At 68.2% G+C, this 26,270-nt stretch carries 24 protein-coding genes; 14 read left to right on the forward strand and 10 right to left on the reverse strand.

Annotated features, from left to right (window positions below; all coding sequences use genetic code 11):
• The first annotated feature begins 66 nt into the window (after window positions 1–66).
• The 3 genes from MFF30_RS03460 to MFF30_RS03470 all read left to right on the forward strand — a co-directional run bounded on the left by MFF30_RS03460 (window position 67) and on the right by MFF30_RS03470 (window position 3,704).
• Entirely contained in the window at window positions 67–1,107 is a 1,041-nt protein-coding gene (locus MFF30_RS03460; protein ID WP_238276585.1) for an RNase A-like domain-containing protein, read from the forward strand.
• 303 nt (window positions 1,108–1,410) lie between these two features.
• Complete coding sequence (zwf, locus tag MFF30_RS03465; RefSeq protein WP_238276587.1) at window positions 1,411–2,889, forward strand: glucose-6-phosphate dehydrogenase; 1,479 nt, start codon at window positions 1,411–1,413, stop codon at window positions 2,887–2,889.
• A gap of 119 nt (window positions 2,890–3,008) precedes the next feature.
• Window positions 3,009–3,704 carry a GntR family transcriptional regulator gene (locus tag MFF30_RS03470; protein WP_238276589.1) on the forward strand — a complete coding sequence of 232 codons (696 nt, stop codon included), beginning with the start codon at window positions 3,009–3,011 and terminating at the stop codon, window positions 3,702–3,704.
• A 118-nt stretch (window positions 3,705–3,822) separates the two neighbouring features.
• Here the strand turns inward: MFF30_RS03470 and MFF30_RS03475 are convergent, their stop codons facing one another.
• Together MFF30_RS03475 and MFF30_RS03480 are read right to left on the reverse strand one after the other, a co-directional pair.
• Entirely contained in the window at window positions 3,823–5,499 is a 1,677-nt protein-coding gene (locus MFF30_RS03475) for a methyl-accepting chemotaxis protein (protein WP_238276591.1), read from the reverse strand.
• Window positions 5,500–5,643: 144 nt separating this feature from the next.
• Window positions 5,644–6,300: a GntR family transcriptional regulator gene (locus tag MFF30_RS03480; RefSeq protein ID WP_238276593.1), complete on the reverse strand. Its 657-nt coding sequence runs from the start codon at window positions 6,298–6,300 to the stop codon at window positions 5,644–5,646.
• A gap of 180 nt (window positions 6,301–6,480) precedes the next feature.
• Here MFF30_RS03480 and dctP point away from each other — a divergent pair, with 180 nt between their 5' ends.
• From dctP to MFF30_RS03500, 4 genes are all read left to right on the forward strand, one after another.
• Window positions 6,481–7,500 (forward strand): TRAP transporter substrate-binding protein DctP, encoded by a 1,020-nt coding sequence (gene dctP / locus MFF30_RS03485; protein ID WP_238276602.1) that lies wholly within the window; start codon window positions 6,481–6,483, stop codon window positions 7,498–7,500.
• On the forward strand, window positions 7,497–8,228 hold the full coding sequence (locus MFF30_RS03490; protein WP_238276604.1) for a TRAP transporter small permease: 732 nt from the start codon (window positions 7,497–7,499) through the stop codon (window positions 8,226–8,228). The genes dctP and MFF30_RS03490 overlap by 4 nt, the downstream gene beginning before the upstream one ends.
• Window positions 8,225–9,577, forward strand: coding sequence for a TRAP transporter large permease (locus MFF30_RS03495; RefSeq protein ID WP_238276613.1), 1,353 nt, complete (start codon window positions 8,225–8,227; stop codon window positions 9,575–9,577). Before MFF30_RS03490 ends, MFF30_RS03495 begins: the two co-directional genes overlap by 4 nt.
• Window positions 9,578–9,681: 104 nt before the next feature.
• Window positions 9,682–10,659 (forward strand): dienelactone hydrolase family protein, encoded by a 978-nt coding sequence (locus tag MFF30_RS03500; RefSeq protein ID WP_238276615.1) that lies wholly within the window; start codon window positions 9,682–9,684, stop codon window positions 10,657–10,659.
• Between the two features lie 27 nt (window positions 10,660–10,686).
• Here MFF30_RS03500 and MFF30_RS03505 read toward each other — a convergent pair whose 3' ends face one another.
• On the reverse strand, window positions 10,687–11,022 hold the full coding sequence (locus MFF30_RS03505; RefSeq protein ID WP_238276617.1) for a hypothetical protein: 336 nt from the start codon (window positions 11,020–11,022) through the stop codon (window positions 10,687–10,689).
• A gap of 435 nt (window positions 11,023–11,457) precedes the next feature.
• Between MFF30_RS03505 and minC the strand changes: the two genes are divergently transcribed.
• From minC to minE, 3 genes are read left to right on the forward strand one after another with little or no spacing between them, the layout of a single operon-like run.
• Window positions 11,458–12,165 carry a septum site-determining protein MinC gene (gene minC / locus MFF30_RS03510; protein ID WP_238276627.1) on the forward strand — a complete coding sequence of 236 codons (708 nt, stop codon included), beginning with the start codon at window positions 11,458–11,460 and terminating at the stop codon, window positions 12,163–12,165.
• A gap of 14 nt (window positions 12,166–12,179) precedes the next feature.
• On the forward strand, window positions 12,180–12,995 hold the full coding sequence (gene minD, locus MFF30_RS03515) for a septum site-determining protein MinD (protein ID WP_238276629.1): 816 nt from the start codon (window positions 12,180–12,182) through the stop codon (window positions 12,993–12,995).
• Window positions 12,992–13,300, forward strand: a complete 309-nt coding sequence (minE, locus tag MFF30_RS03520) for a cell division topological specificity factor MinE (protein WP_238276631.1) — start codon at window positions 12,992–12,994, stop codon at window positions 13,298–13,300. The genes minD and minE overlap by 4 nt, the downstream gene beginning before the upstream one ends.
• A gap of 45 nt (window positions 13,301–13,345) precedes the next feature.
• On the opposite strand, the gene MFF30_RS03525 is transcribed toward minE, so the two are convergent.
• The 3 genes from MFF30_RS03525 to MFF30_RS03535 all read right to left on the reverse strand — a co-directional run bounded on the left by MFF30_RS03525 (window position 13,346) and on the right by MFF30_RS03535 (window position 15,990).
• On the reverse strand, window positions 13,346–14,596 hold the full coding sequence (locus MFF30_RS03525) for a NupC/NupG family nucleoside CNT transporter (protein WP_238276634.1): 1,251 nt from the start codon (window positions 14,594–14,596) through the stop codon (window positions 13,346–13,348).
• A 401-nt stretch (window positions 14,597–14,997) separates the two neighbouring features.
• Window positions 14,998–15,480, reverse strand: a complete 483-nt coding sequence (locus tag MFF30_RS03530) for a type II toxin-antitoxin system YhaV family toxin (protein ID WP_238276636.1) — start codon at window positions 15,478–15,480, stop codon at window positions 14,998–15,000.
• A 3-nt stretch (window positions 15,481–15,483) separates the two neighbouring features.
• Window positions 15,484–15,990 (reverse strand): type II toxin-antitoxin system PrlF family antitoxin, encoded by a 507-nt coding sequence (locus MFF30_RS03535; protein WP_238276638.1) that lies wholly within the window; start codon window positions 15,988–15,990, stop codon window positions 15,484–15,486.
• 104 nt (window positions 15,991–16,094) lie between these two features.
• Between MFF30_RS03535 and MFF30_RS03540 the strand changes: the two genes are divergently transcribed.
• The 3 genes from MFF30_RS03540 to MFF30_RS03550 all read left to right on the forward strand — a co-directional run bounded on the left by MFF30_RS03540 (window position 16,095) and on the right by MFF30_RS03550 (window position 20,193).
• Window positions 16,095–17,117, forward strand: a complete 1,023-nt coding sequence (locus MFF30_RS03540) for a CorA family divalent cation transporter (RefSeq protein ID WP_238276640.1) — start codon at window positions 16,095–16,097, stop codon at window positions 17,115–17,117.
• A gap of 125 nt (window positions 17,118–17,242) precedes the next feature.
• Complete coding sequence (locus MFF30_RS03545) at window positions 17,243–19,585, forward strand: Orn/Lys/Arg family decarboxylase (RefSeq protein WP_238276643.1); 2,343 nt, start codon at window positions 17,243–17,245, stop codon at window positions 19,583–19,585.
• Window positions 19,585–20,193, forward strand: coding sequence for a GNAT family N-acetyltransferase (locus MFF30_RS03550; RefSeq protein ID WP_238276645.1), 609 nt, complete (start codon window positions 19,585–19,587; stop codon window positions 20,191–20,193). Before MFF30_RS03545 ends, MFF30_RS03550 begins: the two co-directional genes overlap by 1 nt.
• 47 nt (window positions 20,194–20,240) lie before the next feature.
• Here MFF30_RS03550 and MFF30_RS03555 read toward each other — a convergent pair whose 3' ends face one another.
• Both MFF30_RS03555 and MFF30_RS03560 read right to left on the reverse strand, forming a co-directional pair.
• Window positions 20,241–20,456: a hypothetical protein gene (locus MFF30_RS03555; protein WP_238276647.1), complete on the reverse strand. Its 216-nt coding sequence runs from the start codon at window positions 20,454–20,456 to the stop codon at window positions 20,241–20,243.
• Window positions 20,457–20,544: 88 nt separating this feature from the next.
• Window positions 20,545–21,159: a helix-hairpin-helix domain-containing protein gene (locus tag MFF30_RS03560; protein WP_238276656.1), complete on the reverse strand. Its 615-nt coding sequence runs from the start codon at window positions 21,157–21,159 to the stop codon at window positions 20,545–20,547.
• Between the two features lie 185 nt (window positions 21,160–21,344).
• Here MFF30_RS03560 and MFF30_RS03565 point away from each other — a divergent pair, with 185 nt between their 5' ends.
• Window positions 21,345–23,201 (forward strand): ABC transporter ATP-binding protein, encoded by a 1,857-nt coding sequence (locus MFF30_RS03565; RefSeq protein WP_238276658.1) that lies wholly within the window; start codon window positions 21,345–21,347, stop codon window positions 23,199–23,201.
• Window positions 23,202–23,413: 212 nt separating this feature from the next.
• Here the strand turns inward: MFF30_RS03565 and MFF30_RS03570 are convergent, their stop codons facing one another.
• Together MFF30_RS03570 and MFF30_RS03575 are read right to left on the reverse strand one after the other, a co-directional pair.
• A complete protein-coding gene (locus MFF30_RS03570) occupies window positions 23,414–25,906 on the reverse strand; it encodes a PAS domain-containing protein (RefSeq protein WP_238276752.1) in 2,493 nt (830 codons plus the stop codon).
• A gap of 1 nt (window position 25,907) precedes the next feature.
• The gene (locus MFF30_RS03575; protein ID WP_056380373.1) at window positions 25,908–26,105 is read right to left on the reverse strand and encodes a type II toxin-antitoxin system ParD family antitoxin; all 198 of its coding nucleotides are present in this window, start codon (window positions 26,103–26,105) and stop codon (window positions 25,908–25,910) included.
• Between the last annotated feature and the right edge of the window lie 165 nt (window positions 26,106–26,270).

Raw genomic sequence — 26,270 nt, forward strand, 5'->3', positions numbered from 1 at the left:
TAAGAATATATTGATATTTCTAGGCGGGGCGGACAACCTTGGGTGGTTTTCGCACCAGGGGATGGCATGCATGAGATTCTGACGGCGACCACCTCGAATGCGCTTCGCTGGCAGTTGGCCGCGCTCGCTGTCGAGGCGAAGCTCGTCCGCGTGCGCCTGGCGCTCAAGGTGTTCAACCCGTTCCAGCCGCGCGTCCCGGCCGGCACCCGGGAGGGCGGACAATGGGCCGGCGACGGCACCGCGGATCGGACCGGCGACGGTTCCTTGATCCAGCCTGTCGCGGGCCGGGAACGGGACCGGATCTCCGGCGCGGAGCTTGCCAAGGATCCCTACCTCAACCGCCACATCGTCGATCGGCATGTCGGGAGGACCGACGCGGAGATGATCGAACGCGTCGCGGACAGTTACCGGCGGCAACTGTTCGGTCTCCTGCCGCCGACCACACCGCTGATGAGGGACGGATCCTTCGACCCGATCGAGTCTGCGAGAACCTTCATCAGGGCGGCTCTGGAAAAGAATAGAGACGCCGTTCAGCGAGTCGCAGAAGGGTCGAAGGAGGGCGCTTTGATCAAGTCGCGCTTGGGCTATCCGACCGGTCGAGAGGCCGTGAGCATCCCGAAGGATACGCCCATCCGCATGAGGACGACCTATGGCGTCGGCTTCTTAATAGTCCATGATCGCTCGGTGGAGAGTGGATTTCGCATCATCACGGCTTTTCCGATGAATGAAGATGACGAAGGAGAGAGAAAATCGAGCCTATACATCGACATGCGGGAGATGATAATGAACATTTCTTGGAAAGAATTTACTGGTCAATTTCATCCATACGTTCATCTTTATGGCGACACATGGGAAGATGTCGTCGGATACATCATGCAAAATAAAAGCAAAGAAGAAGGGCAAGAGATCAAAGCGTTTCTCACCGATTTGCTCGAGAGAAACTCGAGTGATCAGGAGCTTTCAGATATTTGGGCCTATTCTTCCGCCCATGTCTATCCGACACGCAAAGATGGCTACAGGGCCTTCTATGATCTGATTCGTGATACGGTAGACCAGCATGTGCGAGGCGTTCTGCCCAAAAGGGTCAGGGTCATACCCGACCTGTGATGCTGTCCCTCGCAAGGCTGCGACAATCGATCGTCCAAGGGGCTTCATCCCTCCGGCCGGGCCGGGGGCGGAGCCCCGCATGGGCGCCGCGCCACCTTCAGGGGCCTTGCCCCTGAACACCCCACCCAACGGACCGAGGTCCTCGGGGATCCTCGGATGAGCGCTCGAGGGGGCAGGCGCACGAGCGGCGCAGCGTGGCCGGCCCGCCTTGGCGAGGTTCCTGCAGGGGTATAATCCCGACGGTGATGGATCGGTCGGCTCGGATGCCGACGCCGTCGACCCTCAGGACTCCGGGAGCCGCCCTTGGCCACCATCATCCCCGTCGCCTCCTTCGATTGCGTCGTGTTCGGCGCGACCGGCGACCTGACCACGCGCAAGCTGCTGCCGGCCCTCTACTACCGCTTCAAGGACGGGCAGATCCCGGGCACGAGCCGGATCATCGGCGCCTCGCGCTCGGAGATGAGCGCCGAGGCGTTCCGCGAGCGCGCCCGCGACGCGATCAAGCGCTTCGTGCCGGCCGGCGACGTCGCCGAGGACAAGCTCGCCGCCTTCCTCGACCATCTCGACTACGTCGCGGTCGACGGGGCCGGCGACGACGGCTGGGAGGATCTCGCCGCCAAGCTCGCCGAGCGCCCGGACCAGGTGCGGCCTTACTACCTCGCGACCTCGCCCGACCTCTACGGCTCGATCTGCCAGAACCTGTCGAACCACGGCCTGATCGGCGAGAAGTCCCGCGTCGTGCTGGAGAAGCCCATCGGCAAGGACCTGAAATCGGCCCGCGCGATCAACGACGCCGTCGGCAAGGTGTTTCCGGAAGAGCAGATCTTCCGCATTGACCACTACCTCGGCAAGGAGACCGTGCAGAACCTGCTGGCCCTGCGCTTTGCCAACACCATATTCGAGCGGCTCTGGACGGCGGACGTGATCGACCACGTCCAGATCACGGTTGGCGAGACGGTCGGCGTCGAGGGTCGCGCGGGCTACTACGACACTTCGGGTGCGCTGCGCGACATGGTGCAGAACCACATGCTGCAGCTTCTCTGCCTGATGGCGATGGAGAGCCCGCTCTCGCTGGACGCGAACTCGGTGCGCGACGAGAAGCTGAAGGTCCTGCGGGCCCTCAAGCCCATCACCCCGCACGATGTGCAGAGCGTGACGGTGCGCGGCCAGTACGCGGCCGGCGCCGTGGCGGGCCAGCCGGTGGCAGGCTACCGGGCCGACCTCGGCAACGAGGCCGACAGCCGGACCGAGACCTTCGTCGCCCTGAAGCTCGAGGTGCAGTCCTGGCGCTGGGCCGGAGTGCCGTTCTACCTGCGCACCGGCAAGCGCCTGCCCCAGAAGCTCTCCGAGATCGTGGTGCAGTTCCGTGCCTCGCCGTTCTCGATCTTCCCGGCCGAATCCTTCGGGCGCGAGCCCAACCGCCTCGTCATCCGGCTCCAGCCGGAGGAGGGGATCAAGCTCGAGGTCATGACCAAGGACCCGGGTCCCGGCGGCATGCGCCTGCGGCCGACCAACCTCGACATCTCCTTCGAGGAGACCTTCAAGCAGCGCTATCCCGACGCCTACGAGCGCCTGCTCATGGATGTGGTGCGGGGCAACGCCACCCTGTTCATGCGCCGCGACGAGGTCGAGGTGGCCTGGGCCTGGGCCGATTCCCTCCTCAAGGCCTGGGCCGACCGTCCCGAGCCGCCGCGCCCCTACGCGGCCGGCAGTTGGGGACCCACCGCCGCCATCGCGCTGATCGAGCGCGACGGACGCACCTGGCATGAAGAGATCCGATGACCATGGGTGGATGACCACCGGCGAAAGGCGCGGTATAATTCCAGACTCCCTCGACAGGCCGCAGTCTGCGGATTACCAGAGAGAGTATTGTTCCTTTTGCTTCCAGACGTCGCGGACCCATGAACAAGATCGAGACGGGCCTCGGCATCAACCGACGCTACCTGCACGATGAAGTCGTCGACCGGATGCGGGATCTCATTCGATCCGGCGAGCTCGAGCCGCGCGCGCGGGTCAACGAGAGCGAGTTGACCGAGCGCTTCGGCATCTCGCGCACCCCCCTGCGCGAGGCGATCAAGATCCTCGCCACGGAGGGGCTGCTCGAACTGCTGCCCAATCGGGGCGCGCGGGTGGCCAGCCTGTCGCAGTCCGAGATCGAGGAGATGATCGAGGTGATCGCCGGCCTGGAGGCGACCGCCGCCGACCTCGCCTGCCGCATCATCACCGATGCCGAGATCGACGGCATCTGCCGTGACCACGATGCCATGGTGGCGGCCTGGAAGGCCGGTGACGAGGCGCTGTACTTCGCCCTCAACCGCGCGATCCACGAGGCCATCATGCGGGCGAGCCGGAACGCCACCCTGGCGGGCATCTACGAAAGCCTGTCGGGGCGCATTCAGCGCTCGCGCTACGCGGTGCATCAGACTGCGCAACAGTGGGAACAATCCGTGTCCCAACACGAGCAGATGATCACCCTGCTGCGCGCCCGCGACGGCGAGGCGCTGGCCCGCCTCATGCGGGTGCATATCCGCGCGCGCACGCCCGTGATCGCCGAGAATTTCGGGACATCCGACCGCGAGGCGGTCCCGGCGGCCTGAGTCGGAGCACACGGGCCCGGCGCGCAGGCCCTTGGGCCGGCGCGCCGGGCCCGAAGATCGGAAGGACTGGAAGGCGGCGATGATTGCCCGTCGCCGCCGACGCACTGGAGAGGCGGCCTCAGGCGGCCCGAACGGTTCCGAGGAAGCGCGCCATTTCCCGCGAAAGGTGCTCGGATTCCGCCGAGAGCGCGGAGGCCGACGACAGGACCTGGGAGGCGGCGGCCCCCGTCGCCTCGGCCGCTCCCGCGACGCCCGCGATATTGGCCGTGACCTCGCCGGTGCCGGTGGCCGCCTCGCTGACGTTGCGCACGATCTCCTGAGTGGCGGCGCCCTGCTCCTCGACGGCGGCCGCGATCGAGGTCGCCACAGCGCTGATCTCGCGGATTCGGCCGCTGATGCTCTCGATCGCGGTGACGGCCTGACCCGTCGAGCCCTGGATGCGGCCGATCTGAGCGCTGATCTCCTCGGTGGCCCGCGCCGTCTGGTTGGCGAGTTCCTTGACCTCGGCCGCCACCACCGCGAAGCCACGGCCGGCCTCCCCGGCGCGCGCCGCCTCGATGGTGGCGTTCAGCGCCAGCAGGTTGGTCTGGCCCGCGATGCTCGCGATCATCGCCACGACGTCGCCGATGCGCGCGGCGGCCGCACTCAGCTCCTGCACCTGAGTGGCAGTGTGTGCCGCCTCGTCCACCGCGCGCTGGGCGAGCTGGGTCGACCCGTCGACCTGGCGTCCAATCTCCTGGACCGAGGCGCCGAGTTCCTCTGCCGCCGCCGCCACCATGCCGACATTGGCGGCGGCCTGATCCGCGGCCGCCGCGACGGTGCTGGATTGGCTTGCCGTCTCGGAGGCGGTGCCGGCCATGCTCTGCGCGGTGGCGCGCAGCTGGGCCGAGGCGGCCGTGACCCGGCCGAGGATGCCGCCGACGGCGCCCTCGAAACCATCGGCCATCGCCCGCATGGCGGCCACGCGCTGCGCCTCGGCGCCGGCGCGGGCGAGGCGGGTCTCCTCCTCCAGGGCGCGGCTGCGCAGGAGGTTGGCGCGGAAGGTATCGAGGGTGTCGGCCATGGCGCCGATCTCGTCCTGCCGCCCGACGCTCGGGATCTCGGCCTCCGCATCCCCGTCCGCCACGCGCCGCATGGCGGCCGTCATCGCGCTCAGGGGCCGGGTGATGCCCCGGATCGTGTAGGCCATGGCGGCGAGCGCCATCAGCACCGAGAGGCCGAGCATGACCTGGGTCGTACGCACGGCGCTCGCGTGCGCGTCGCGCGCCGCCGCCTTGGCGGCCTCGCCGGCCTCGCCGTTGAGGGTCACGAGCTTGCGCATGGTGCCGCTGGTGGCGAGGTAGTTGGCGTTCATCGGTCCCCGGAACAGGCTTAGGACCTCGTCGCGCCGGGCCGGATCGATGGCCTGGAGCCGGTTCCAGTCCTCCCCCATCTGGGCGAGCTTGGCGGATACCTCGGCGTAGAGGGCGCCTTCCTCGGGCGAGCTCACCAGGGCCTTGTAGGCGACGCGCCGGCCCTCAAGATCCTTGGCCAGCGTCGCGGCTTGGGCGACGCTGTTGGCCCGCTCCTCGGCGCTGTCGGCGACGACGTAGCGGAACTGCCAGAGGCGGATCCGCATCACCAGGGCGTTCATCGCGTGCGCGGCATCGACGGAGGGGAGTGCGTTGTCGGACAGGACCGTCATGCGGTCGCCGATGGTATCCATCTTCGACAAGGAGAGCAGGCCCTGTCCCGCGGTGATGATCGCCAGCAGACCGAAGAGGCCGATCAGTGTCGACTTGAGTGAGAAGCGCATGGGCAGGCCGGTGACCGCGAGACGAGAACGTGGGCCTCCCGATTAATGGTGCGCCTTTTAAGATTGACTTACACGATCCCTAAAGACAACTCTGGGTTACGGCGCAGCATCTTCATGCGGTGCGGGCGGGCGATCCCGCCACTGTCAGGCGGCGGCGTTGATCGAACGCAGGCCCGCCACGAGGTCGGAGAAGCGGTCGCCCTGGACAATGACGTGGGCGCGCAGCAGGTCGGAGGCGCCCGCCTCGTCGCCCGACACGATGGCGGCGACGATGGCCTCGTGCTCGACCAGCGACTGGCCGAGGCGGTTGCGGGCGCGTAGCTGAAGGCGCCGGAAGGGCGCGAGCCGGCGATGCAGCTGGCGCGCCTGCTCCTCTAGGAAGCTGTTCCGGCAGGCCCGGTAGACCACCGTGTGGAAGATGTAGTTCTCCGCATAGTACGTCTCGGGATCGCCGGCCGCGGCCGAGATCGCGCAAGCGGAGAGCGCCGCCTTCAGGGCGGCCTCGTCGTCCGGCACGAGGCGGCGCGTCGCCAGGCGCCCGCACGACGCCTCGATCTCCGCCATCGTCTCGAACATCGCGATCAGGTGTTGCGGATCGGGCGCGCTGACGATGGCGCCCCGCCGGGGCTTGATCTCCACGAGGCCGGTCATCGCCAGCTGCAGCAAGGCCTCGCGGATGGGCGTGCGTGAAACCCCGAAGCGCTCGGCGAGTTCGGTCTCGTCGAGGCGCGCGCCAAGGGCGAGGCGCCCGTCCACGATTTCGGTCTCGATGGTCTGCCTGAGGCGGCGCGATTGAGTCATGCGCTGGGATCCCGGCTCGGTCCAATCCCGCCGATTCGCGAAAATCCGACGGCATTCATTATTCAACTGCGTTGACAAAATATACAAGGCGTCGTTTCATGTATAACGAAAGCGCACTGCAGTATAAATGCTGCGCTGCAAAACGGAGCGGCCGAGCCACGGCCCAGGGAGAGACGCGCCATGATGCTGACACGCCGTGCCCTCGTCGCCGGCGGCCTCGCCGCCCCCGCCATCCTGTCCCTCGGCTCGCGTGCCCGGGCGGCCACCACCTTGAAGCTCTCGCACCAGTTCCCCGGCGGAACCCTCGAGGAGGGCGACTTTCGCGATCGGATGTGTCGCAAGTTCGCGATGGCGCTGGCCGAGAGCTCGAAGGGCGCCCTCGAGGTGCAGGTTTATCCCGGCTCGTCGCTGATGAAGACGAATGCCCAGTTCGCGGCCATGCGTAAGGGCGCCCTCGACCTCTCGCTCTATCCCTCGCCCTACGCCGGCGGCGAGGTGCCGGAGCTGAACATCGGCCTGATGCCGGCCCTGGTCAGCTCCTACGAGCAGGCCATCGCCTGGAAGAAGGCACCGGTCGGCCGCAAGCTCACCGAGATCCTCGAATCGAAGGGCATCGTCCTCGTCTCCTGGGTCTGGCAGGCGGGCGGCGTCGCCAGCCGCGAGCGCCCCCTCTACGCGCCGGCCGACGCCAAGGGCCTCAAGGTCCGGGGCGGGTCGCGCGAGATGGACCTGATGATGAAGCAGGCGGGTGCGGCCACCCTGTCGATCCCCTCCAGCGAATCCTACGCCGCCATGCAGACGGGGGCCTGCGACGCGGTCATCACCTCGTCCACCAGTCTGATCTCGTTCCGCCTGGAGGAGCTCGGCAAGGCCCTGACCTCGGGCCGCGAGCGCTCTTACTGGTTCATGCTGGAGCCCATCATGATGTCGAAGCTCGCCTTCGATCGCCTGCCCAAGGACCAGCAGGATCTCATCATGGCCATCGGCGCCGAGCTCGAGCCCTTCGGACAGGCCGGCGCCAAGGCGGACGACACCAAGGTCGAGGAAATCTTCACCAAGGCCGGCGCCAAGGTCCAGAACCTCGACGAGAAGACCCTCGGCCAGTGGCGCGACATCGCCAAGGACACGGCCTGGAAGGACTTCGCCGGCAAGTCGGCCGGCTGCGCCGAGCTCCTCAAGCTGGCGGAGCAGGTGTCGTGAGCCACGCCTTCGACGCGGCCTCGGCCGCCGCCGAGACGCACACCAAGGTAGAGCCCCGGATTCCGGGGCTCCTCGGCACCATCGATCGCGCCCTGAAGCGCATCAACCACGTCATCATGCTGCTGGGCGGCATCGCCCTGGTCTGCGCCTGCCTCGTGCTCAGCTACAGCGTCGTCATCCGCTACGTCCTGCACGAGCCCACCGATTGGCAGGACGAGATGGCGGTGTTCCTCATCGTCGGCGCCACCTTCTTCTCGGCCGCTGCCGTGCAGTCCAAGCGCGGCCACGTGGCGATCGAGGCGCTCACCGGCCTCCTGTCGCCGCGGGTCAACCGCGCCCGCCTGCTGATGGCGGACATCATCAGCTTCGTGTTCGTGGCCTTCTTCGCCTGGAAGAGCTGGACCCTGCTCCACGAGGCCTGGGTCGACGGCCAGATCTCCCAGTCGAGCTGGGGCCCGCCCCTCTGGATCCCCTACATCCTGATGGCGGGCGGCATGACGCTGCTCGGCGTCCAGTTCGTCCTGCAGATCGCCGAGGAGATTCTCTACGGCGCCGAGAAGGCCGGCTGGGCGAACCCCAAGATCGGCCTCGGCGCCGATCTCAACCGCGACACGCAGACCCTCGACGGCCCTGGCCGTCCCGGCGTCACGCCGGAGGGAACCCGGCCCCTCGGCGATCCCCTCGCCAACGTCACATCGAACACCAAAGTCACCGGGAGGCATCCATGAGCGTCGCGGCCATCGGCTTCCTCTATGCGGGCGCGACCCTGAGCGCGATGCTGGCGGGCATCCCCATCGCCTTCGCGCTGGGCTTCGTGGCGCTCGCCTTCATGTACTTCTTCATGCCGGGCGCCTCCCTCGATACGGTGGCGCAGAACGTCTACGAGGAGATGGCCTCGATCACTCTGCTGTCGATCCCGCTCTTCATCCTGAAGGGCGCGGCGATCGGGCGGTCCAAGGCCGGCCAGGACCTTTACTCGGCCATGCATGCCTGGATGCACCGCATCCCCGGGGGCCTGGGCATCGCCAACGTCTTCGCCTGCGCGCTCTTCGCCGCCATGGCGGGATCCTCGCCCGCCACGTGCTCGGCCATCGGTTCGGCCGGCATCCCGGAGATGCGCAAGCGCGGCTACTCGCCGGGTTTCGCCGCCGGCATCATCGCGGCGGGCGGCACGCTGGGCATCCTGCTGCCGCCTTCGATCACCATGATCCTCTACGCGGTAGCGGCCGAGCAGTCCCTCGGGCGCCTGTTCCTCGCCGGCATCGGCCCGGGCCTGCTTCTGGTCGGCCTGTTCGCGACCTGGTCGGTCTACCGCTTCCGCGCAGAATACGCCGCCGCGAAGGTGGCTTACGAGCGCAACGGCACGGCCTCGGCCATCCTGGCGGAGGACACCTACAGCATGCGCCAGCGCTTCTCGACGCTGCCCCGCGTGCTGCCCTTCGTGATCCTGCTCACCGGCGTGATGGTGGCGCTCTACGGCGGCTACGCCACCCCGTCCGAGACGGCGGGCCTCGGCGGGCTCCTGGCGCTGGGCCTGATCGCGGTGATCTACGGCGTCTGGCGTCCGAAGGACGTCAGCCCGATCCTCACCGCAACCCTGCGGGAATCGACCATGCTGATGCTCATCATCGGCATGTCGCTCCTCTACGCCTACGTGATGAGCTACCTGCACATCTCGCAATCGGCGGCGGCCGCGATCGTGGCGATGCAGCTCTCGCCCTGGGTTCTGCTGGTCACGATCCTCGGCCTCGTGATCCTGCTCGGCTTCTTCCTGCCGCCGGTCTCGATCATCCTGATGACGGCGCCGATCATCCTGCCGCCCCTCAAGGCCGCCGGGTTCGATCTCGTCTGGTTCGGCGTGGTGATGACCATCACCATGGAGATGGGCCTGATCCACCCGCCGGTGGGGCTCAACATCTTCGTCATCAAGAACATCGCCCCCGACATCCCGCTGAAGGACATCATCTGGGGCACGCTGCCCTTCGTGATCCTGATGGCGGTGGCGATCCTGATCCTCTGCCTCGTGCCCGGCATCGCCATGTGGCTGCCGAACTGGCTCCTGCCGACCACGCGCTGACGGCGCCGAAGGTCCCGGCCCCCGCATCCGCGCGGGGGCCGGGACGCCGGACGTCTCTCCCGACCTTCGACAGATACGCCCCACCTGCGAAAGATGTGCCGACCATGAGAAACCTCCGGTTCGGGCTGATCGCGCTCGCCTGCCTCACGGGTCCGGTCCACGCCGATCCCGGCGCGGATTACGCCCCCCGCGTCGAGATCCGTCCATTCGAGAGCCTGACTCTCTCCGACACACAGTTCCTCACCGGCCGGAGCGAGGGCGCCAAGCCCGTCACCCTCGCGGGCACCCTGCGGATCGCCAGGGCCGGCACCGAGCGCCTGCCCACCGTGATCCTGGTGCACGGTTCCGGCGGCATCGGCGGGAACATCGAGTACTGGCAGCGGATGCTGGGGGCGAAGGGCTATTCCACCTTCGCCATCGACGCCTTCAGCGGCCGGGGGCTCACCTCGGTCAACACCAATCAGGCCCTGGTCGGGCGCACCAACCTGATCCTCGACATCTACCGGGCCCTCGACCTCCTGGCCAAGCACCCCCGCGTCGATCCCGAGCGGGTGGCGATCATGGGTTTCTCGCGGGGCGGGCAGGCCGCCCTGTATTCGAGCCTCACCCGCTTCGATGCCGCCTGGAACCGCTCGGGCATCCGCCCAGCGGCTTACCTGCCGATCTATCCCGACTGCTCCATCGCGTTTCTCGGCGACACCGAGGTCGCCGCGCGCCCGATCCGTATCCTCGCCGGAGGCGCCGACGACTACAACCCGGCCGCCTTTTGCACCGGCTACGTGGAGCGCCTGAAGGCGGCGGGGCGCGACGTGGCGATGACGATCTACCCGAACGGGCAGCACGTCTTCGACAACCCGATCGGGCCGACCATCCCCACGGTCGCGGCTGGCGCGCAGACCGTGCGCAACTGCGCGCTGCGCGAGGAGGCCGGGGGCGTGATCGCCAACACCCAAACGGGCAAGCCCTTCGCCTACACGGATGCCTGCGTGGAGGCCGGGCCGCATATCGGCTCGGATGCCGCCCTGCGCGACGCCGCGCTCGCCGCGACCCTGACCAATCTCGGCGCCGCCTTCGGGCGCTGAGCCGGGGGGAACTGCGCGGGCGGGGACTCAGCCCGCCAGGATGGTCGCCAGGACCTGCCGGGCGCGGTCCAGATCGTGCTGCGCCTCCGCCACGGCCGCCTCCGCCTGGGCGAGGCGCTGGACCGCGTGCAGGAGTGGCGCGCCCTTGGTCAGCGCCGCCAGGGCCGCGACGGCCTCCCGGTCGACCTCCACCAGGTGCGAGGCGTCGCCGAGGAGCAGGGCGATCCGGTGCTCGCAATGGACGCCGTCCACGCCTTCCGCGCAGGTGCAGGTGAAGCGGAGGCCGCGTCCTGTCTTCGTGGCCTCCATCCGATGCGAAACCGCGCCGTCCGGGCCACGGACCAAGAACATCAGCGACGTCATCGGGCCTCCTGCCATGCTTTGTCCAATGCGCTGGTGGTAACCGACCGGCGCGGGACACTGAAGCCGGGATCGGGATACATCCTGACGCAGCGGCTCGTCCGCCTGGGCGGCCGAGAGATCGCCATGGCTCGACCCGCATCCCGACACTTTCCGCCGCCTTGACCTTCGCGGGCCTGCCCGCCCCCGCGCGCCCGGACGTCATGGCTCTGCCCGCGCGCGAGGCGGTGCGGGCCTTAACCGTGCATCCGGACCAGGTCGATGGCGCCGCAGACTCTGCCGATGGCGGCCCGAGGGGCATGCGCGTCACAGGAGGCCAGGATGCCAGGATCACCGGAGCCTTGGAAAATGTGCGCCTTTAATCCCGTGAGCACGGGTTGTTAACGAAGCGGTAACCATACCGGGCATCAATGGTCTGGTAAGGAATCGCGAGAGCCCGTGACTGACACAAGCCCTCCCCGCCGACCCGTTCAGCTTCGCGGCCGCGCCTTCAAGTCCTTGGTGCTGGCTCCGGAAACCCCGCTTCCCGATTGGTTCGCCGATCTGGACGAGGCGCTGAAGCGCACGCCGACCCTGTTCGACGGGCGCGCCCTGATCCTCGACGTGGCGGCCCTCGAACCCGCCGCGTCGGACCTCGACGGCCTGCTCGCCGAACTCGGCAGCCGCCGGATCCGCATCCTCGGCATCGAGGGCACCACCCTGTCCCTCACCGGACCGGGGCGCCCGCCGCTCCTCGTCCAGGGGCGGCCCCTGAGCACGATCGAGATCCCGGTCCAGCCGGAGCCGGAAGCGCCGAAGGCGCCCCCGGAGCCGGCCACCACCTCCCTCACCATCGAGGGGTCGGTCCGCTCGGGCCAGTCTATCGTCCACCCCACCGGCGACGTCACCGTGATGGGGTCGGTCTCCTCCGGCGCGGAGATCCTCGCCGGCGGTTCCATCCACGTCTACGGCGCGCTGCGCGGCCGGGCCATCGCCGGCGCCGCCCGCAACCCCCGCGCCCGCATCTGCTGCCGCAAGTTCGAGCCCGAGCTTCTCGGCATCGACCGCCTCGTCCGCACGGCCGAGGAAATGGGCAATCACCTGCGCGGCAAGCCCGTGCAGATCTGGCTCGATGGCGGCGCCATCAAATTCGCATCCTTGGACTGAAGGAGACAGCCCATATGGCCAAAGTTCTGGTCGTGACATCAGGCAAGGGCGGCGTCGGCAAGACGACGACGACGGCGGCCCTCGGCGCGGCGCTCGCGCAGGCCGGCAAGAGCGTGGCGGTGGTCGATTTCGACGTCGGCCTGCGCAACCTCGACCTCGTGATGGGCGCCGAGCGCCGGGTCGTCTACGACCTCATCAACGTGGTGAACGGCGACGCCAAGCTCAACCAGGCGCTCATCCGCGACAAGCGGCTGGACAAGCTCCACCTGCTGCCCGCCTCGCAGACCCGCGACAAGGACGCGCTCACCGACGAGGGCGTCGCCCGCGTCATGGACGAGCTGCGCGAGAAGTTCGACTGGGTGATCTGCGACTCGCCGGCCGGCATCGAGCGCGGCGCGACGCTGGCCATGCGGCATGCCGACGTGGCGGTCGTGGTGACGAACCCCGAGGTCTCCTCGGTGCGCGATTCCGACCGGATCATCGGCCTGCTCGACTCCAAGACCCTCAAGGCCGAGCGCGGCGAGACCATGGAGAAGCACCTCATCCTGACCCGCTACGACCCTGCCCGGGCCGACCGCGGCGACATGCTGAAGATCGAGGACGTGCTCGAGATCCTCTCGATCCCGCTGCTCGCCATCATCCCCGAGAGCATGGAAGTGCTGCGCGCCTCCAACGTCGGCTGCCCAGTGACGCTGAACAACCCGCTCTGCGCCCCGGCCCGCGCCTACACCGACGCCGTGCGCCGCCTCAACGGCGATACGGTCCCGATGTCGGTCCCCACCGACAAGAAATCCTTCCTCGACAAACTCTTCACCCGGAGGGCAGCATGAGCCTCCTCAACATGTTCAACCGGCGCGGTTCGGCGCCGGTCGCCCGAGACCGCCTGCAACTCATCCTCGCCCATGAACGGGCGGGGGTCGGCGGCTCCGACCTCGTGATGGTGCTGCGCGAGGAGATCCTCGCGGTCATCGCCAAGCATGTCGAGGTGAACAGCGACAAGGTCCAGATCCGCCTCGACCGCGGCCAGGACATGTCGACCCTCGACATCGACATCGAGCTTCCGCTCACGCCGGCCAAGGCCGGCGGGGCGAAAGCCGGAGACAAGGCGAAGGCGGCGAAGCTCGCCGCCGCATGAGGTCCCCCGCATGGGTCCTTCGCAGCCTCCTGGCCGGCTTTGCCGTCAGGCGCCGATGAACAACCCGGCGAGCGTCGCGCTCGTCAGGTTGGACAGGGTGCCGGCCAGGATCGCCCGCAGTCCGAACCGGGCGATCTCCGCCCTGCGCTCCGGCGCCAGACTGCCGAGACTCGCGAGCTGGATCGCCACCGAGGTCAGGTTGGCAAAGCCGCAGAGCGCGAAGCACAGGATCGCGGCGTCACGCGGATCGAGGCTGCCCGCCTTCAGAACCGGCGAGAGCTGCGCGTAGGCCAGGAACTCGTTGAAGGCGATCTTCTGACCGAGCGCCCCGCCCACGAGGCCGGCCTGGTCCCAGGACACGCCCATCAGCCAGGCCAGCGGCGCGAACGCCGTGCCGAGGACGCCCTCCAGGCTCAGGGTCGGATGGCCGAACAAGCCGCCGGTCCAGCCCATGAACCCGTTCAGCAGGGCGATGAGCCCCGTGAAGGCGATGAGCATCGCCCCCACCGAGACCGCCACGGCCAGCCCCTTCTGGGTGCCGTCCGCCGCCGCCTCGATGACGTTGACCGCCCGCGTCTCGCCGAAGGTGACCTGCGTGGACGTGATCCGGCTCGGCTCCGTCGTCGGAACCAGGATCTTGGCGTAGAGGAGCCCGCCCGGGATCGCCATGACGCTCGCCGCCAGCAGGTACTCCATCGGCACGCCGAGCGCCGCGTAGCCGGCGAGAATGGTGCCCGCCGTGGAGGCGGCCCCGCTCGACATCACGGCGAACAGCTCGGCCGAGGTCAGCGCCATCAGGAACGGGCGCAGCGCGATGGCGATCTCGCTCTGGCCGATGGCGATGGTGATCACCGCCGCGAAGGTCTCGATCCGCGAGGTGCCGATCACCCGTTGGAGCACCACCCCGATGGCGCGCGCGGCAGCCTGCATCACGCCGACATGGTAGAGCACCGCGATCAGCGCCGAGACGTAGAGGATCTGCGGCAGGATGCGCAGGGCCAGGATGAATCCGCTGCCGCCGAACAATTCGAACATCCGCGGCTCGACGAGGCCGCCGAACAGGAACGCGGTGCCGCGGTCGCCGTAGTTCAGCACGGTCTGGACGAAGCCCGCCGCCGCTGCGAGGCCCGTGCGCCCGGCCGGCACGAACAGCACCAGGGCGCCGAGGGCCACCTGGAGCGCCAGCGCCGACAGCACCACCCGGAGCGAAATCGCCCGCCGGTTGGTGGAGAACAGCACCGCGATCGCCAGCAGCAGAACCAGGCTCGCGCCCGCGTGGAAAAGTTTCTCGACCATGCCGCCCCGCTGTTCCGACGGGGTGGAGCAAGCCCGATGCCGGGCCACGTGTCGCGTGCGAAGTGACGGCATCCACCGGGGTGTTCCGATCACGCATCTTTCCGCGCATCCCCCCTGTGGTGAGGGGCCAGGCGTGGGGGTGGCTCCGCTCGCCTTCGAGTCCCGAGGGTCACCCGCCTACCCCTAGCTTCAACGCCTCCCCAAAAGGGGGTAGGGTCGCGTCGTGCTGAAATGCATGAACACAGTAGTCACTGCGGGAGAGGGCGCGCGCGACCTGCTGGGGCGTTCGAATCCGATCTGCGACTCGTGAGTTCAGGCGGGAAGACGCCCATCGTTCGATTCCAACGCGTGTCATCGCCCGCTGACGATGGTCGCCGTTCAACCCGGGCTTGGCGCGCGCGCTACTTCGGCTTGGCCTTCTCGAACCGCCCCACGACCGTCTCCGTCGAGGACGTCGCGAGCAACGCAGTCCATTCGTCCGGCGGATTGCCGCTGTCGAGCATCCCCTTGAACACGTGATAGGCGTCTGTTTTGGAGCCGTAGGTCCGCAACGTCGTCTCGTCGTTCACCCAGGCGAAGATGACGACTTTCGCCTTGCTGTCGAAGCGGAAGAACAGCCGAAACCGGCCATTGCCGAACTTGGCCCGGAACCAATGCTTCCGGGATGTCCCGAGCGTGTCGCCCTGGCGATACGCTTGCCGTGTCGGGTCGGACGGAATCGTCTCGAAGACCAGCTTGGCGAGCATGGCGAGGAGCTTTGCCTGCGCCGTGCCCTGATAACCTTCCGGATCGGCCGACTTGGCCGCCTCGACGGCCGCCGTCGCCCTCTCGAGCTGATCGAGGAACAGAGGATGAGCGAAGAGCGTCCAGCCGTCGACGACCATGGCTCAGAGCGTCACGGCGCCGTCGATCTCCGCGTCGAGATCGACGGTCATCCCGGCCGTCAGCGCAGCCATGCGTTCAGCGAGGGCGGCGGGGAAAACCGAAAGGTTCGCCGGGTTGCGGGCCATGTCCTGCGCGAGGAACCCCAGGAACCCATCGATCACCGGGTCCGTCTCCTCCGCCTTGAGCAAGCTCACATGACCGCTCTCATCGACGACGTAGGCGATCTCACCGCCGTAGGTCACGCCGAGCGCCTGACGCACGGCTTTGGGGACCGTCGTCTGGCCCTTCGTTGTGATCTTGCTCCGCTCGCGAACCAGGACCGCCATGATTGCCTCCGCCGTAAGGTAAGGATTTTTGCTTACTTTTCCGGCGATCGGTTGGCAACAGCCAGGATCGGCCCGGCGTCGAAGATAGCCTTTCGTGACGCGACCCGCGTGTGCGGCTTCGATCACGCAGTGTGCGATGGCGGGTAATCCGCGACCATCGGGGACCGGCGAAGGTGTCACCATGCTCCGACCGCTCCCAGAAGAGGCGTCCTGTCACGACACTGTCGCCGACACTTGCGATCCAGCGCCGCAACCGTCGGCGCTTTGCCGGCAACAGGGCCGCCCGCATGCAGCGCCTCCTCACCGATGCCACCGCCCTTCCGTACCTGCTCTTCGCCATGGCGTTCGATGCCGAGGGGCGCGGATGCCTGCTGGAGACGGGCGGCGGCCTGCCGGAGCCCGTCGCGGACGGGTTCCTCTGGCTGCATCTCGACCTCGTCGATGCACGCCTCGATGGGCCGATTGCCACCGGGCGCCTCGGGCCGCCGGCGCTCGCCGCCGCCACCTTCGCCCGGGACGGCCACCAGCGTGTGGTGGCCGAGGGCACGAGCCTCGGGCTCGTCATCGCCGACCGGACGCGGGAGTTCAGCGGCCGGATCGAGGAGGAGCCGGCCGGGCGGCTGCACTGCGTGCTCGGCGAGCGCCTCCTCGTCAGCGGGCGGCGCCACGCCACGGCCGCCGCGGAGGCCGCCCGCGACGCGGTGCTGGCCGGGCGGCGCGTGTCCGATCCGGCGGGGCTGCTGGAGATGTTCGTCGGGCACGTTGCCGCCGCCCTCGACGCCTCCGCGCGGCGGTTCTCGGACGAGCTCGACGCCATCGAGGACCGGATGCTCGACGAGGACCAGCCCGACGACCCGAAGCCGCTGGCGCCGATTCGCCGGCAGGCCGTGCGTCAGCACCGGCAGCTCGCGGGCCTGAGCGCGGTCTTCCACCGCCTCGAATCCGAGACCGAGGAGGCCGACGACGATCTGCCCGCGGCGGTGGTGCGCATGGCCGCCCGGGTGGTCCAGCGCCTCGACTCGCTCCACCGGGACATGCTGGTCCTGTCCGAACGCTCGCGCCTGCTGCAGGACGAGATTGCCGGGCGAACGGCCGCCGAGACCAACCGGCAGCTCTTCACCCTCTCCATCCTCACCGCCCTGTTCCTGCCGCCGACCCTGGTGACCGGCGTGTTCGGCATGAACACCAAGGGGTTGTTCCTCGGCGAGTTCGAGAACGGCTCGCTCCTCGCCCTGACGATCTGCGGCGCCGCGGCGCTGGCGGTCTACGGCGTGATCCGCCGTCTCGGGCTCGTCAAACGGCGCGCCTGATCGTAAGCCGGCTCCCTGTCGCGCCGCGCGGAGCCTGAAAACACCGCGACCGGCGCAGGATCGTCATCGAAGCGTCACGTCCCGTCGCGAACGGTGCGCCGAACGCCTCTGGGAGCCTTTTCCGCATGGACTTCTTTCGCCGCTTCACCGTCCTGATGTGCGCGCCGAACTTCGACCCAGACGATCTGGAGGGCGTGCGCGTCCAGCAGATCATCGGTTCGGTGGAAAAACTCGGCTTCGAGGTGGTGCGGGCCCGGCGCGTCGAGGACGCGGCCATCGCGGTCCAGACCGATTCCGCCATCGGCTGCATGGTGGTGGACTGGGGCAAGCGCGGGCTCGACGGCAAGGCGGCCGCGCTGATCAACCTGATGCGCAAGCGCGGGCTGGAAATGCCCATCGTGATCATGGTTCGAAGGAAGCGCCTGGAGGACATCCCCGTCGAGGTGCTGGACTTCATCGACGGCTACATCTTCCTCGCCGAAGAAACGCCCGACTATATCGCCCGCGGCCTGGTGAGCCGTGTGAAGCAGTATGCCGAGACCCTGAAGACGCCGTTCTTCGGCGCCCTGGTCGACTACGCCGAGCAGGGCAACCAGCTCTGGACCTGCCCGGGCCACAACGGCGGCATCTTCTACAACCGCTCGCCGATCGGGCGCATCTTCGTCGAGCACTTGGGCGAGGCGGTGTTCCGCGACGATCTCGACAACTCGGTGCTCGATCTCGGCGACCTCCTCGTCCACGAGGGCCCGGCGCTCAAGGCGCAGAAGGAGGCGGCCGTCATCTTCGGGGCGGAGAAGACCTACTTCGTCCTCAACGGCACCTCGGCCTCGAACAAGATCGTGCTCTCGGCCTTGGTCGCCGAGGGCGACCTCGTGCTGTTCGACCGCAACAACCACAAGGCGGCGCATCACGGCGCGCTCTTCCTCGGCGGCGCGATCCCGGTCTTCCTGGAGACCGACCGCAACTGCTTCGGCCTCATCGGCCCGATGTATCACGAAGCCCTCGACGAGACCCGCATCCGCGAGAAGATCCGCGACAACCCGCTGATCACCGACCCGGAGGCCTGGCGGCGCGAACGTCCGTTCCGCGTCGCGGTGGTCGAGCAGTGCACCTACGACGGCACGATCTACAACGCGCAGATGATCCTCGATAAGATCGGGCACCTCTGCGACTACATCCTGTTCGACGAGGCCTGGGCGGGCTTCATGAAGTTCCACCCGCTCTTCGCCGGCCGCTTCGCCATGGGGCTCAAGGGCCTCGACGAGACCTCGCCCGGCATCATCGCCACGCAATCGACCCACAAGCAGCTGGCGAGCTTCTCCCAGGCTTCGCAGATCCACACCAAGGACAGCCACATCCGGGGCCAGACCCGGCGCATCGAGCACCGGCGCTTCAACGAGACCTTCCTGGTCCACGCCTCGACCTCGCCGTTCTACCCCCTGTTCGCCTCCCTCGATGTCGGCGCGCAGATGATGAAGGGGCGCTCGGGCGTGGTGCTGTGGGACGACACCATTCGGCTCGGCATCGAGTGGCGAAAGAAGGTTCGCGCCATCCGCCGCGAGTTCGAGGAGAAGGAGGGCGATCCGCTCCGTCGCTGGTTCTTCGACCCCTTCGTGCCCGACACCGTCAAGGGACCGGACGGCCGGGTGCCGTGGGAGAGCCTCTCCACCGACGAGCTTGCCAGCAACGTGAAGTACTGGGAGCTGACGCCGGGCGCCGACTGGCACGGCTTCACCCACGTGGCGCCCGACTACGCCATGACCGACCCCAACAAGCTCACCGTGCTCACCCCCGGCTTCGACCGGCGCACCGGCGAGTACGCCGCGCACGGCGTGCCCGCGCCGATCGTCGCCCAGTACCTTCGCGAAAACCGCATCGTGCCGGAAAAGAACGACCTCAACTCGCTGCTCTTCCTGCTCACCCCGGGCGTCGAATCCTCCAAGGCCGGCACGCTGATCTCAGGGTTGGTCGCCTTCAAGCGCCTGCACGACGAGAACGTGCCCCTCGAGGAGGCGATGCCGGAATTCGTGCGGCGCCGGCCCAACCGCTACAAGGGCGTGCGCCTGCGTGACCTCTGCGCCGACTTCCACGCCTTCCACCGCGAGGCCGGCACCAGTGCGCTCCAGCGCAAGCAGTTCGAGCCGGGGCATCTCCCCGAGATGGTGATGACCCCGAAGGAGGCGGTGCAGCAATTGACCCGCAACAACGTCGATTACGTGCCGATCGCGGAAGCGGAAGGGCGCGTGGCGACGACCTTGCTTCTGGTCTACCCGCCGGGCATCGGCACGGTGCTGCCGGGCGAGCGGCTGGACGAGCGGGCCAAACCCATGCTGGATTACTTCAAGATGTTCGAGCGCTCCGCGAACCTGTTCCCGGGCTTCGAGGCCGAGATCCAGGGCGTTTTTCGCGATGTCGACCCGGACGGGACGATCCGGTTCTATACCTACGTCATGCGCGAGAGCCGCTGATGCCGGGCCGGGCGGAGAGCGACCCCGACCTCGTCATCCGGCCCTCGTCGGATGCCGACGTGCCGGACATGGTGGACATCTACGCCCACCACATCCGGCGCGGCGTCGGCGATGTCGGGGATTTCGAGGCGGATCCGCTCCACCCCGACGACCTGAAGAAGCGCCGGAAAGCCATGCGCAAGAAGCGCCTGCCGCACCTCGTGGCCGACCGCGACGGGGTGGTGGCGGGCTATGCCTACGCGGTGCCGTTCCGCAAGCGCCCGGCCTACCGCTACACCCTCAAGCACTCGATCTACGTCCACCACGAGCACCTGCACGCGGGCATCGGCCGGCGCCTGCTGCCGGCGCTGATCGAGGCCTGCGCGGCCGGCGGCTACCGCCAGATGATCGGCTACATCGACGCGCAGAACGAGGCGAGCCTGCGCCTGCACGAGGCCTGCGGGTTCGTGCGCGTCGGGCTGCTGCCGGCGGTGGGCTACAAGTACGGCCGCTGGAGCGACAGCGTCATGGTCCAGTGTGCGCTGGGCACCGGCGCCACCGACCAGCCCGGGACCTGGACGCGCCCCGTCGAGGCGGTGGCGGCGGGTCACGACTGGATCGGGAAGTAGGGAAGGCCGATGTCGGTCCGTCCGCGCCTCGCGCCGGACCGACGCGCCTATTGCCGCGCCTGGTTGATCAGCGCCTGAAGGGCCCGGGCCACCGCCTCGCTGACGTTCTTGCGGTACTTGCGGTGAACCAGCTGGCCGTTGTGGTAAATATCGTGCTCCACGTAGAGCTTCTCGCCGTCCCACCGGACGACGTTGTCGGTCTCGGTGGTCTCCTCGACGCCGAGATCCTCGCGAAAGGTAACGCCCCCGGCTTGCGCAAACATGGCTCGTCCCTGGTGATCGAAGCGACTTTTCGGCTTCCTGGAGCCGCATCTTAGGCAGCCGGGGCGCGCCGCGCTACCCGAAACGGTTTCAGCGCACCGTGACCTGATCCTTGATCCGCTCGTAGACCGCCCGGCTGAGGACGCGCTTCGACAGCAATTCGCCGACAGAGGCGTAGGGCCGCTTCTGCACGATGGCGCGCCCGATCATGCCGCCGCCCCGCAGGCCGTTCAGCTCGGCGACGCTCCCGGTGTTGAGGTCGACGATCGCGATGCCGCGCGGCCCGGCCGACTCGGCTGCACTGTCGATCTCCGCCTCGCCGGCCGAGGGCGCCGGAATGCTCGGCGGGCTCGGATTCAGCGGGCTTGAGCTCTGCGGGACTGGATTCGGCGCAGGCGCCGGAATGGCTGGCGGTGGGGTCGAGGCTTGCGGCGTGGCAGGCTGGGCAGGGGCGGTCTGGGACAGGGTGGTCTGGGGGAGGGCGGCCGGAGGCGCCGGGGCGGGCACCACCGGGGAGACCGGCCGCGTCACGGCCGGCGGCACCGCCGCCTGGGTTCCGGCCCGTCCGGTCTCGGGGGACGTCCGGGGGACGGGCGCGTCCACCGGGCCGCTGTCGCGCGGACGCAGGACCTGGACGAGTCCGGCGAGGGTCGCCGCCACCACGATGAGAACGCCGACCCGCAGGACCGCTGAACCGCTGAGCATTGAGGGCGGCCTCGCGCCTGTTGAAAGGATGAATGCCTAACATAGGCGATAAACTGAAGTCTCGCCGGCGAACCCGCTGTCCTCAAGAGCTTGAACACTTCGCCGCGGCCCGGGGCTGACATCCCCGCGAGCGGGCGCGGGTGCGGCATCGACGGAACCGGCAGGCGCGGTCATGGTCCCGGCCGATGCCCGACCGCCCCTCGCCCCTGACGGCCCTGTCCGCCCGCCTCGGCGCCCTGCGCCACCTGCCGGCCCTCGCCCGCCTCGTCTACGCCGCCAGCCCCCGCCTCCTCGTGGCGAGCCTCGCACTGCGCCTGGCGCGGGCGAGCCTGCCGGTCGTGATGCTCTACCTCGCCAAACTCATCCTCGACGCGATCGTGGCCGAGCATGCCCGGCCGCACCCGGGCGGCCTCGGGCCCGAGGCCTGGCTCGCCGATCCGGCCCTGCGCCACCTCGCCGGGTTGGTGGCGGCGGAATTCGGCCTCGCCATCCTGACCGACCTCCTCGGGCGCGCCAGCACCCTGGTCGACGGCCTCGTGGCCGACCTCTACGGCAACGCTGCCACCCTGAAGCTGATGCGGCACGCCGCCGACCTCGACCTCGAGCAGTTCGAGGACAGCGCGCAGCAGGACCGCCTGGAGCGGGCCCGGCGCCAGGTCACCGGCCGCTCCAACCTCCTGTTCCAGCTCTTCGGCCAGGGCCAGGACCTCATCACCCTGGTGGCCTTCGGACTCGGCCTCGTGGCCTTCGCGCCCTGGCTGATCCTGCTCCTCGTGGTCGCCCTGGTGCCGGCCTTCCTCAACGAGACCTACTTCAACCGCGAGGGCTACCGGCTGGCCTGGACGCGCACGCCGGAGCGTCGCGAGATCGATTATCTGCGCTTCCTCGGCGCGAGCGTCGAATCCGCCAAGGAGGTCAAGCTGTTCGGGCTGAACGGCTACATCGCCGAGCGCTACCGGGGGCTCGCCTCCAAGATCGTGGCCGACAACCGCGCCCTGGCGCTGCGGCGCGCCGGCTGGGGCGGCGCCTTCGCGGCGCTCGGCACGCTCGCCTATTACCTCGCCTACGCCACCATCGTCTGGCGCACGGCGGCGGGGCAGTTCTCCATCGGCGACCTCGCCTTCCTGGCGGGCTCCTTCCAGCGCCTGCGCGGCCTGATCGAGGGCCTGCTCATGGGCTTCTCGCAGGTCGCCTCCCAGGCGCAGTACCTCGACGACCTGTTCTCGTTCTTCGCCGTGGTGCCGGCGATCCGCTCGCCCGCCGATCCGGTCGCCCTGCCGCGCCCGATCCGCAGCGGGATCGTGTTCGAGGACGTGGGCTTCCGCTATCCGGGCACGGAGACCTGGGCGGTGCGGTCCTTGAGCTTCCACCTCGCGGCCGGGGAGGTGCTGGCGCTGGTCGGCGAGAACGGCGCCGGCAAGACCACCATCGTCAAGCTCCTCACCCGTCTCTACGACCCGACCGAGGGCCGCGTGCTCCTCGATGGCCTGCCGCTTTCCGCCTACGACCTCGAGGCCCTGCGCGCCCGCATCGGGGTGATCTTCCAGGATTTCGTGCGCTTCAGCTTCACCGCCCGCGAGAACGTGGCGGTCGGCCGGATCGCGGCGCGCGACGACGCCGAAAGGGTCGCCCGGGCGGCCGAACGGAGTCTCGCCGACGGAGTCATCGGGCGCCTGCCGCTCGGCTACGACCAGCCGCTCGGCAAGCGCTTCGCCGAGGGCGTCGACCTTTCGGGGGGCGAGTGGCAGAAGATCGCCATCGCCCGCGCCTACATGCGCGAGGCCGAGATCCTGATCCTCGACGAGCCCACCGCTGCCCTCGACGCCCGGGCCGAGTTCGAGGTGTTCCAGCGCTTCCGCGAACTCAGCCACGGGCGCACGGCGGTGCTCATCTCGCACCGCTTCTCCACCGTGCGCATGGCCGACCGCATCCTGGTGCTGGCCGGCGGGCGGGTCATCGAGTCGGGCAGCCATGCCGAGTTGCAGGCGCTGGGCGGCCGCTACGCCGAACTTTTTGAACTGCAGGCGGCGGGGTATCGGTGAGGGAAGGGGGCGGATGCCGGGTTGCAGCCCGCTGGGCGTGCGTTCGACCCTGGGCGGACGTTGGACCCGTCTGCTTTCGGGCCACCCGATGGGACAGTGAGTGCGACCGGGTTGGGTGGTATCGAGATGGTCTGCTTTCGGACGGCAATCCCTTTAAGCGGACGTTGCCGCCGCGCCCGCTCACGATCGATAGCAGCCCGTCAGCTCCTGCATTACCGCCTCGCCTCGCGCCCCGCCTCGATCATCCAGCGGATGCGCGCCGCCATCGTCTCGATGGCGAACGGCTTCGTCAGCACCCCCATACCGGGCGCTAGATGGCTGTTGCCCAGCACTGCATTCTCGGCGTAGCCGGTGATGAACAGCACTCTGAGGTCCGGTCTGGAAACACGGGCGGCATCGGCCATCTGCCGAGCGTTCATGCCGCCGGGCAGGCCCACGTCGCTAACCAGGAGGTCGATGCGCACGTTCGACTGCAGGATCCTAAGCCCGGCGGCGCTGTCTCCGGCCTCGATGGCCGTGTAGCCGAGATCCTCCAGGATGTCGGTGACGAGCATGCGCACGGTCGGCTCGTCGTCGACCACCAGCACCGTCTCGCCCTGCTCGGAACGTGGCAGTACGACTGCTGGAACCATATCGGAGCCATACGGCACCTCACCGTAGTGGCGCGGTAGGTAGATTGAGACTGTCGTCCCCGCGCCGACCTCGGAGTATATGCGCACCTGTCCGCCCGACTGCTGCGCGAAGCCGTAGATCATCGACAGCCCAAGACCGGTGCCCTCGCCGATAGGCTTGGTTGTGAAGAACGGCTCGAAGACCCGTGCCATAACCTCGGGCGGCATGCCGGTGCCGGTGTCGGTGACGCTGAGCGTGAGGTACTGTCCCTCCGGCACGTCCTGCTGCCGCGCCGCACGCTCGTCCAGCCACTTATTGGACGTCTCGATGGTAATGGTGCCCCCGTCAGGCATTGCGTCGCGGGCGTTGATGCAGAGGTTCAGCAGCGCATTCTCGAGCTGGGACGGGTCGACCAGGGTGGGCCAGACCCCTGAAGCGCCGACAACCTCGACGGCGATGCCCGGACCGACCGTGCGCTGGATCAGCTCCTGCATGCCGAGAGTCAAACGGTTCACATCCGTAGGCCTGGGATCGAGCGTCTGCCGGCGCGAGAAGGCGAGCAAGCGATGCGTCAGGGCTGCCGCCCGTTTCGAGGCGCCTTGCGCGGCGGCCATGTAGCGCTCGATGTCGTGGAACCGTCCCTGCTGCATGCGGGACTGCATCATCTCCAGCGAGCCGGATATGCCCGCCAGTAGGTTGTTGAAGTCGTGCGCGAGCCCACCGGTGAGCTGCCCGACCGCTTCCATCTTCTGCGCCTGCCGCAAAGCCTCCTGCGTGACGGCGAGTTCTGCTTCGGCGCGGAGCCGGGCCGAGATGTCCCGCGCGTAGTGGAACGCCCCGATGATCCGACCCTGTTCGTCCCGCAGCGGCGAGTAGGAGACCTCCCAACGAGGCTTGGCCAGACGAGGGTCGCCGAACTCCTCGGTGACCGTGTACGCCTCCCCCGTCAGGGCTCGCGCCATCAACCCACGCATGATTGGGGCCTGGTCGGGCGGAAACAGGTCGGGGAACACATCGCCGAGCGCGACCCGACGTCCGAAGATCCGATAGAACTCGTCGCTATGCGACCGGTTGAAGTCGATCAGCCGATAGTCCGTGTCGAAGGCGCAGATTGGGTCGGCATTCGACTGGATCATGTCGCGCGAGAGTTGCAGTTCCGCCGTCCTGGCGCGGACCTGAGCCTCCAACGTCGCGTTGAGGTCGCGCAGGCCCCGTTCGGCAGCGTGCTGCGCGCTGATATCGGTGTTGGTGCCGAACCAACGGACGAGCTCGCCAGCCTCGTTGCGGATCGGTTCGGCGCGGGTGAGGAACGGCCGGTACTCGCCCGAGGCCGAGCGCAGGTGATAGACGCCTTCCCATGCTTCCCCGGCAGCCCAGCGCGCCCCGACCTCGGCGATGATGCGCTCGATCTGGTCCGACAGGTGGACGTCGCGCCAGCCCCAACCCTGCATGACTTCGAGGGTCGTGCCGGTGTATTCATACCATCTTCGATTGTACCAGAAGATGTGCCCGTCCGGCTCCGCCATCCATGCCAATTGGCTGACGTTCTCGGCCAGGGCCTGGAACTCGCGCACCTTTTCCCCGAGCTCCCTCTCGCGCTGCCGCAAGGCGGTCTCGGTATGCACCCGCCGGGTTGTCTCGGTGCAGGCGCAGAACATGCCCGCTACGGTGCCGTCCTCGCCCCGCAACGGCGAGTACGAGAACGTGAACCAGGTCTGCTCGTCGAAGCCGTTCCGCGCCATGCGGAGCGGCATGTCTTCCATGTAGATCGCCTCGCCGTCGAGGGCCCGCCGGACGATGGGTTCGATGTCGGTCCATATCTCCGGCCAGACGTCTCGGAAGGCGCATCCGAGCGCGGCGGGATGCCTGCTCCCCAAGATCTGGACGTAGGCGTCATTGTAGAGGAAACCGAGGTCCGGCCCCCAAGCCATGAACATCGGGAACGCGGAACCCAACATCAAACTGACGCTCGCCCGTAACGGCGCGGACCATGTCTCTGGCCGGCCGAGGGGTGAAAGTGTCCAATCATGGGCACGCATCAGCGCACCCACTCCCTTATCGCCAGCGAGGAACGCGGTTTCACGACCGACCATGTCAGCCACGGCTCGCCTCGTCGTGGGCCACAGGTCTTCTCATCGCCGTGAGGGTTGCCGCTTCGTCACGCTCCAGCAGGCGAAGCGCGGACCGCATAACCTCACTGATGCTGCGGTAGCGGCCGGACGCGAGGAATGCGCAAAGGAGCGCGTCCTGTTCCGGGGTGATCGAGACGGTAACGGTTCGGCGCACGGACATCGATAAGCCATGCCTGCCGGGGCTTGTTCTTACAAGCGCGACACGGCCACGGATGCACCTACAGCACTTTAGGTTTCCAGTCCCGGCGCAATCCTGGAACGTCCGCCAACCGCCGCCAGCTGAAGTTGCTGGTGGGCTGACGAACGGCTGCTTCGAAGAAAGCGC

This window comes from Methylobacterium goesingense (genome assembly GCF_022179225.1).
GTDB lineage: Bacteria > Pseudomonadota > Alphaproteobacteria > Rhizobiales > Beijerinckiaceae > Methylobacterium > Methylobacterium goesingense.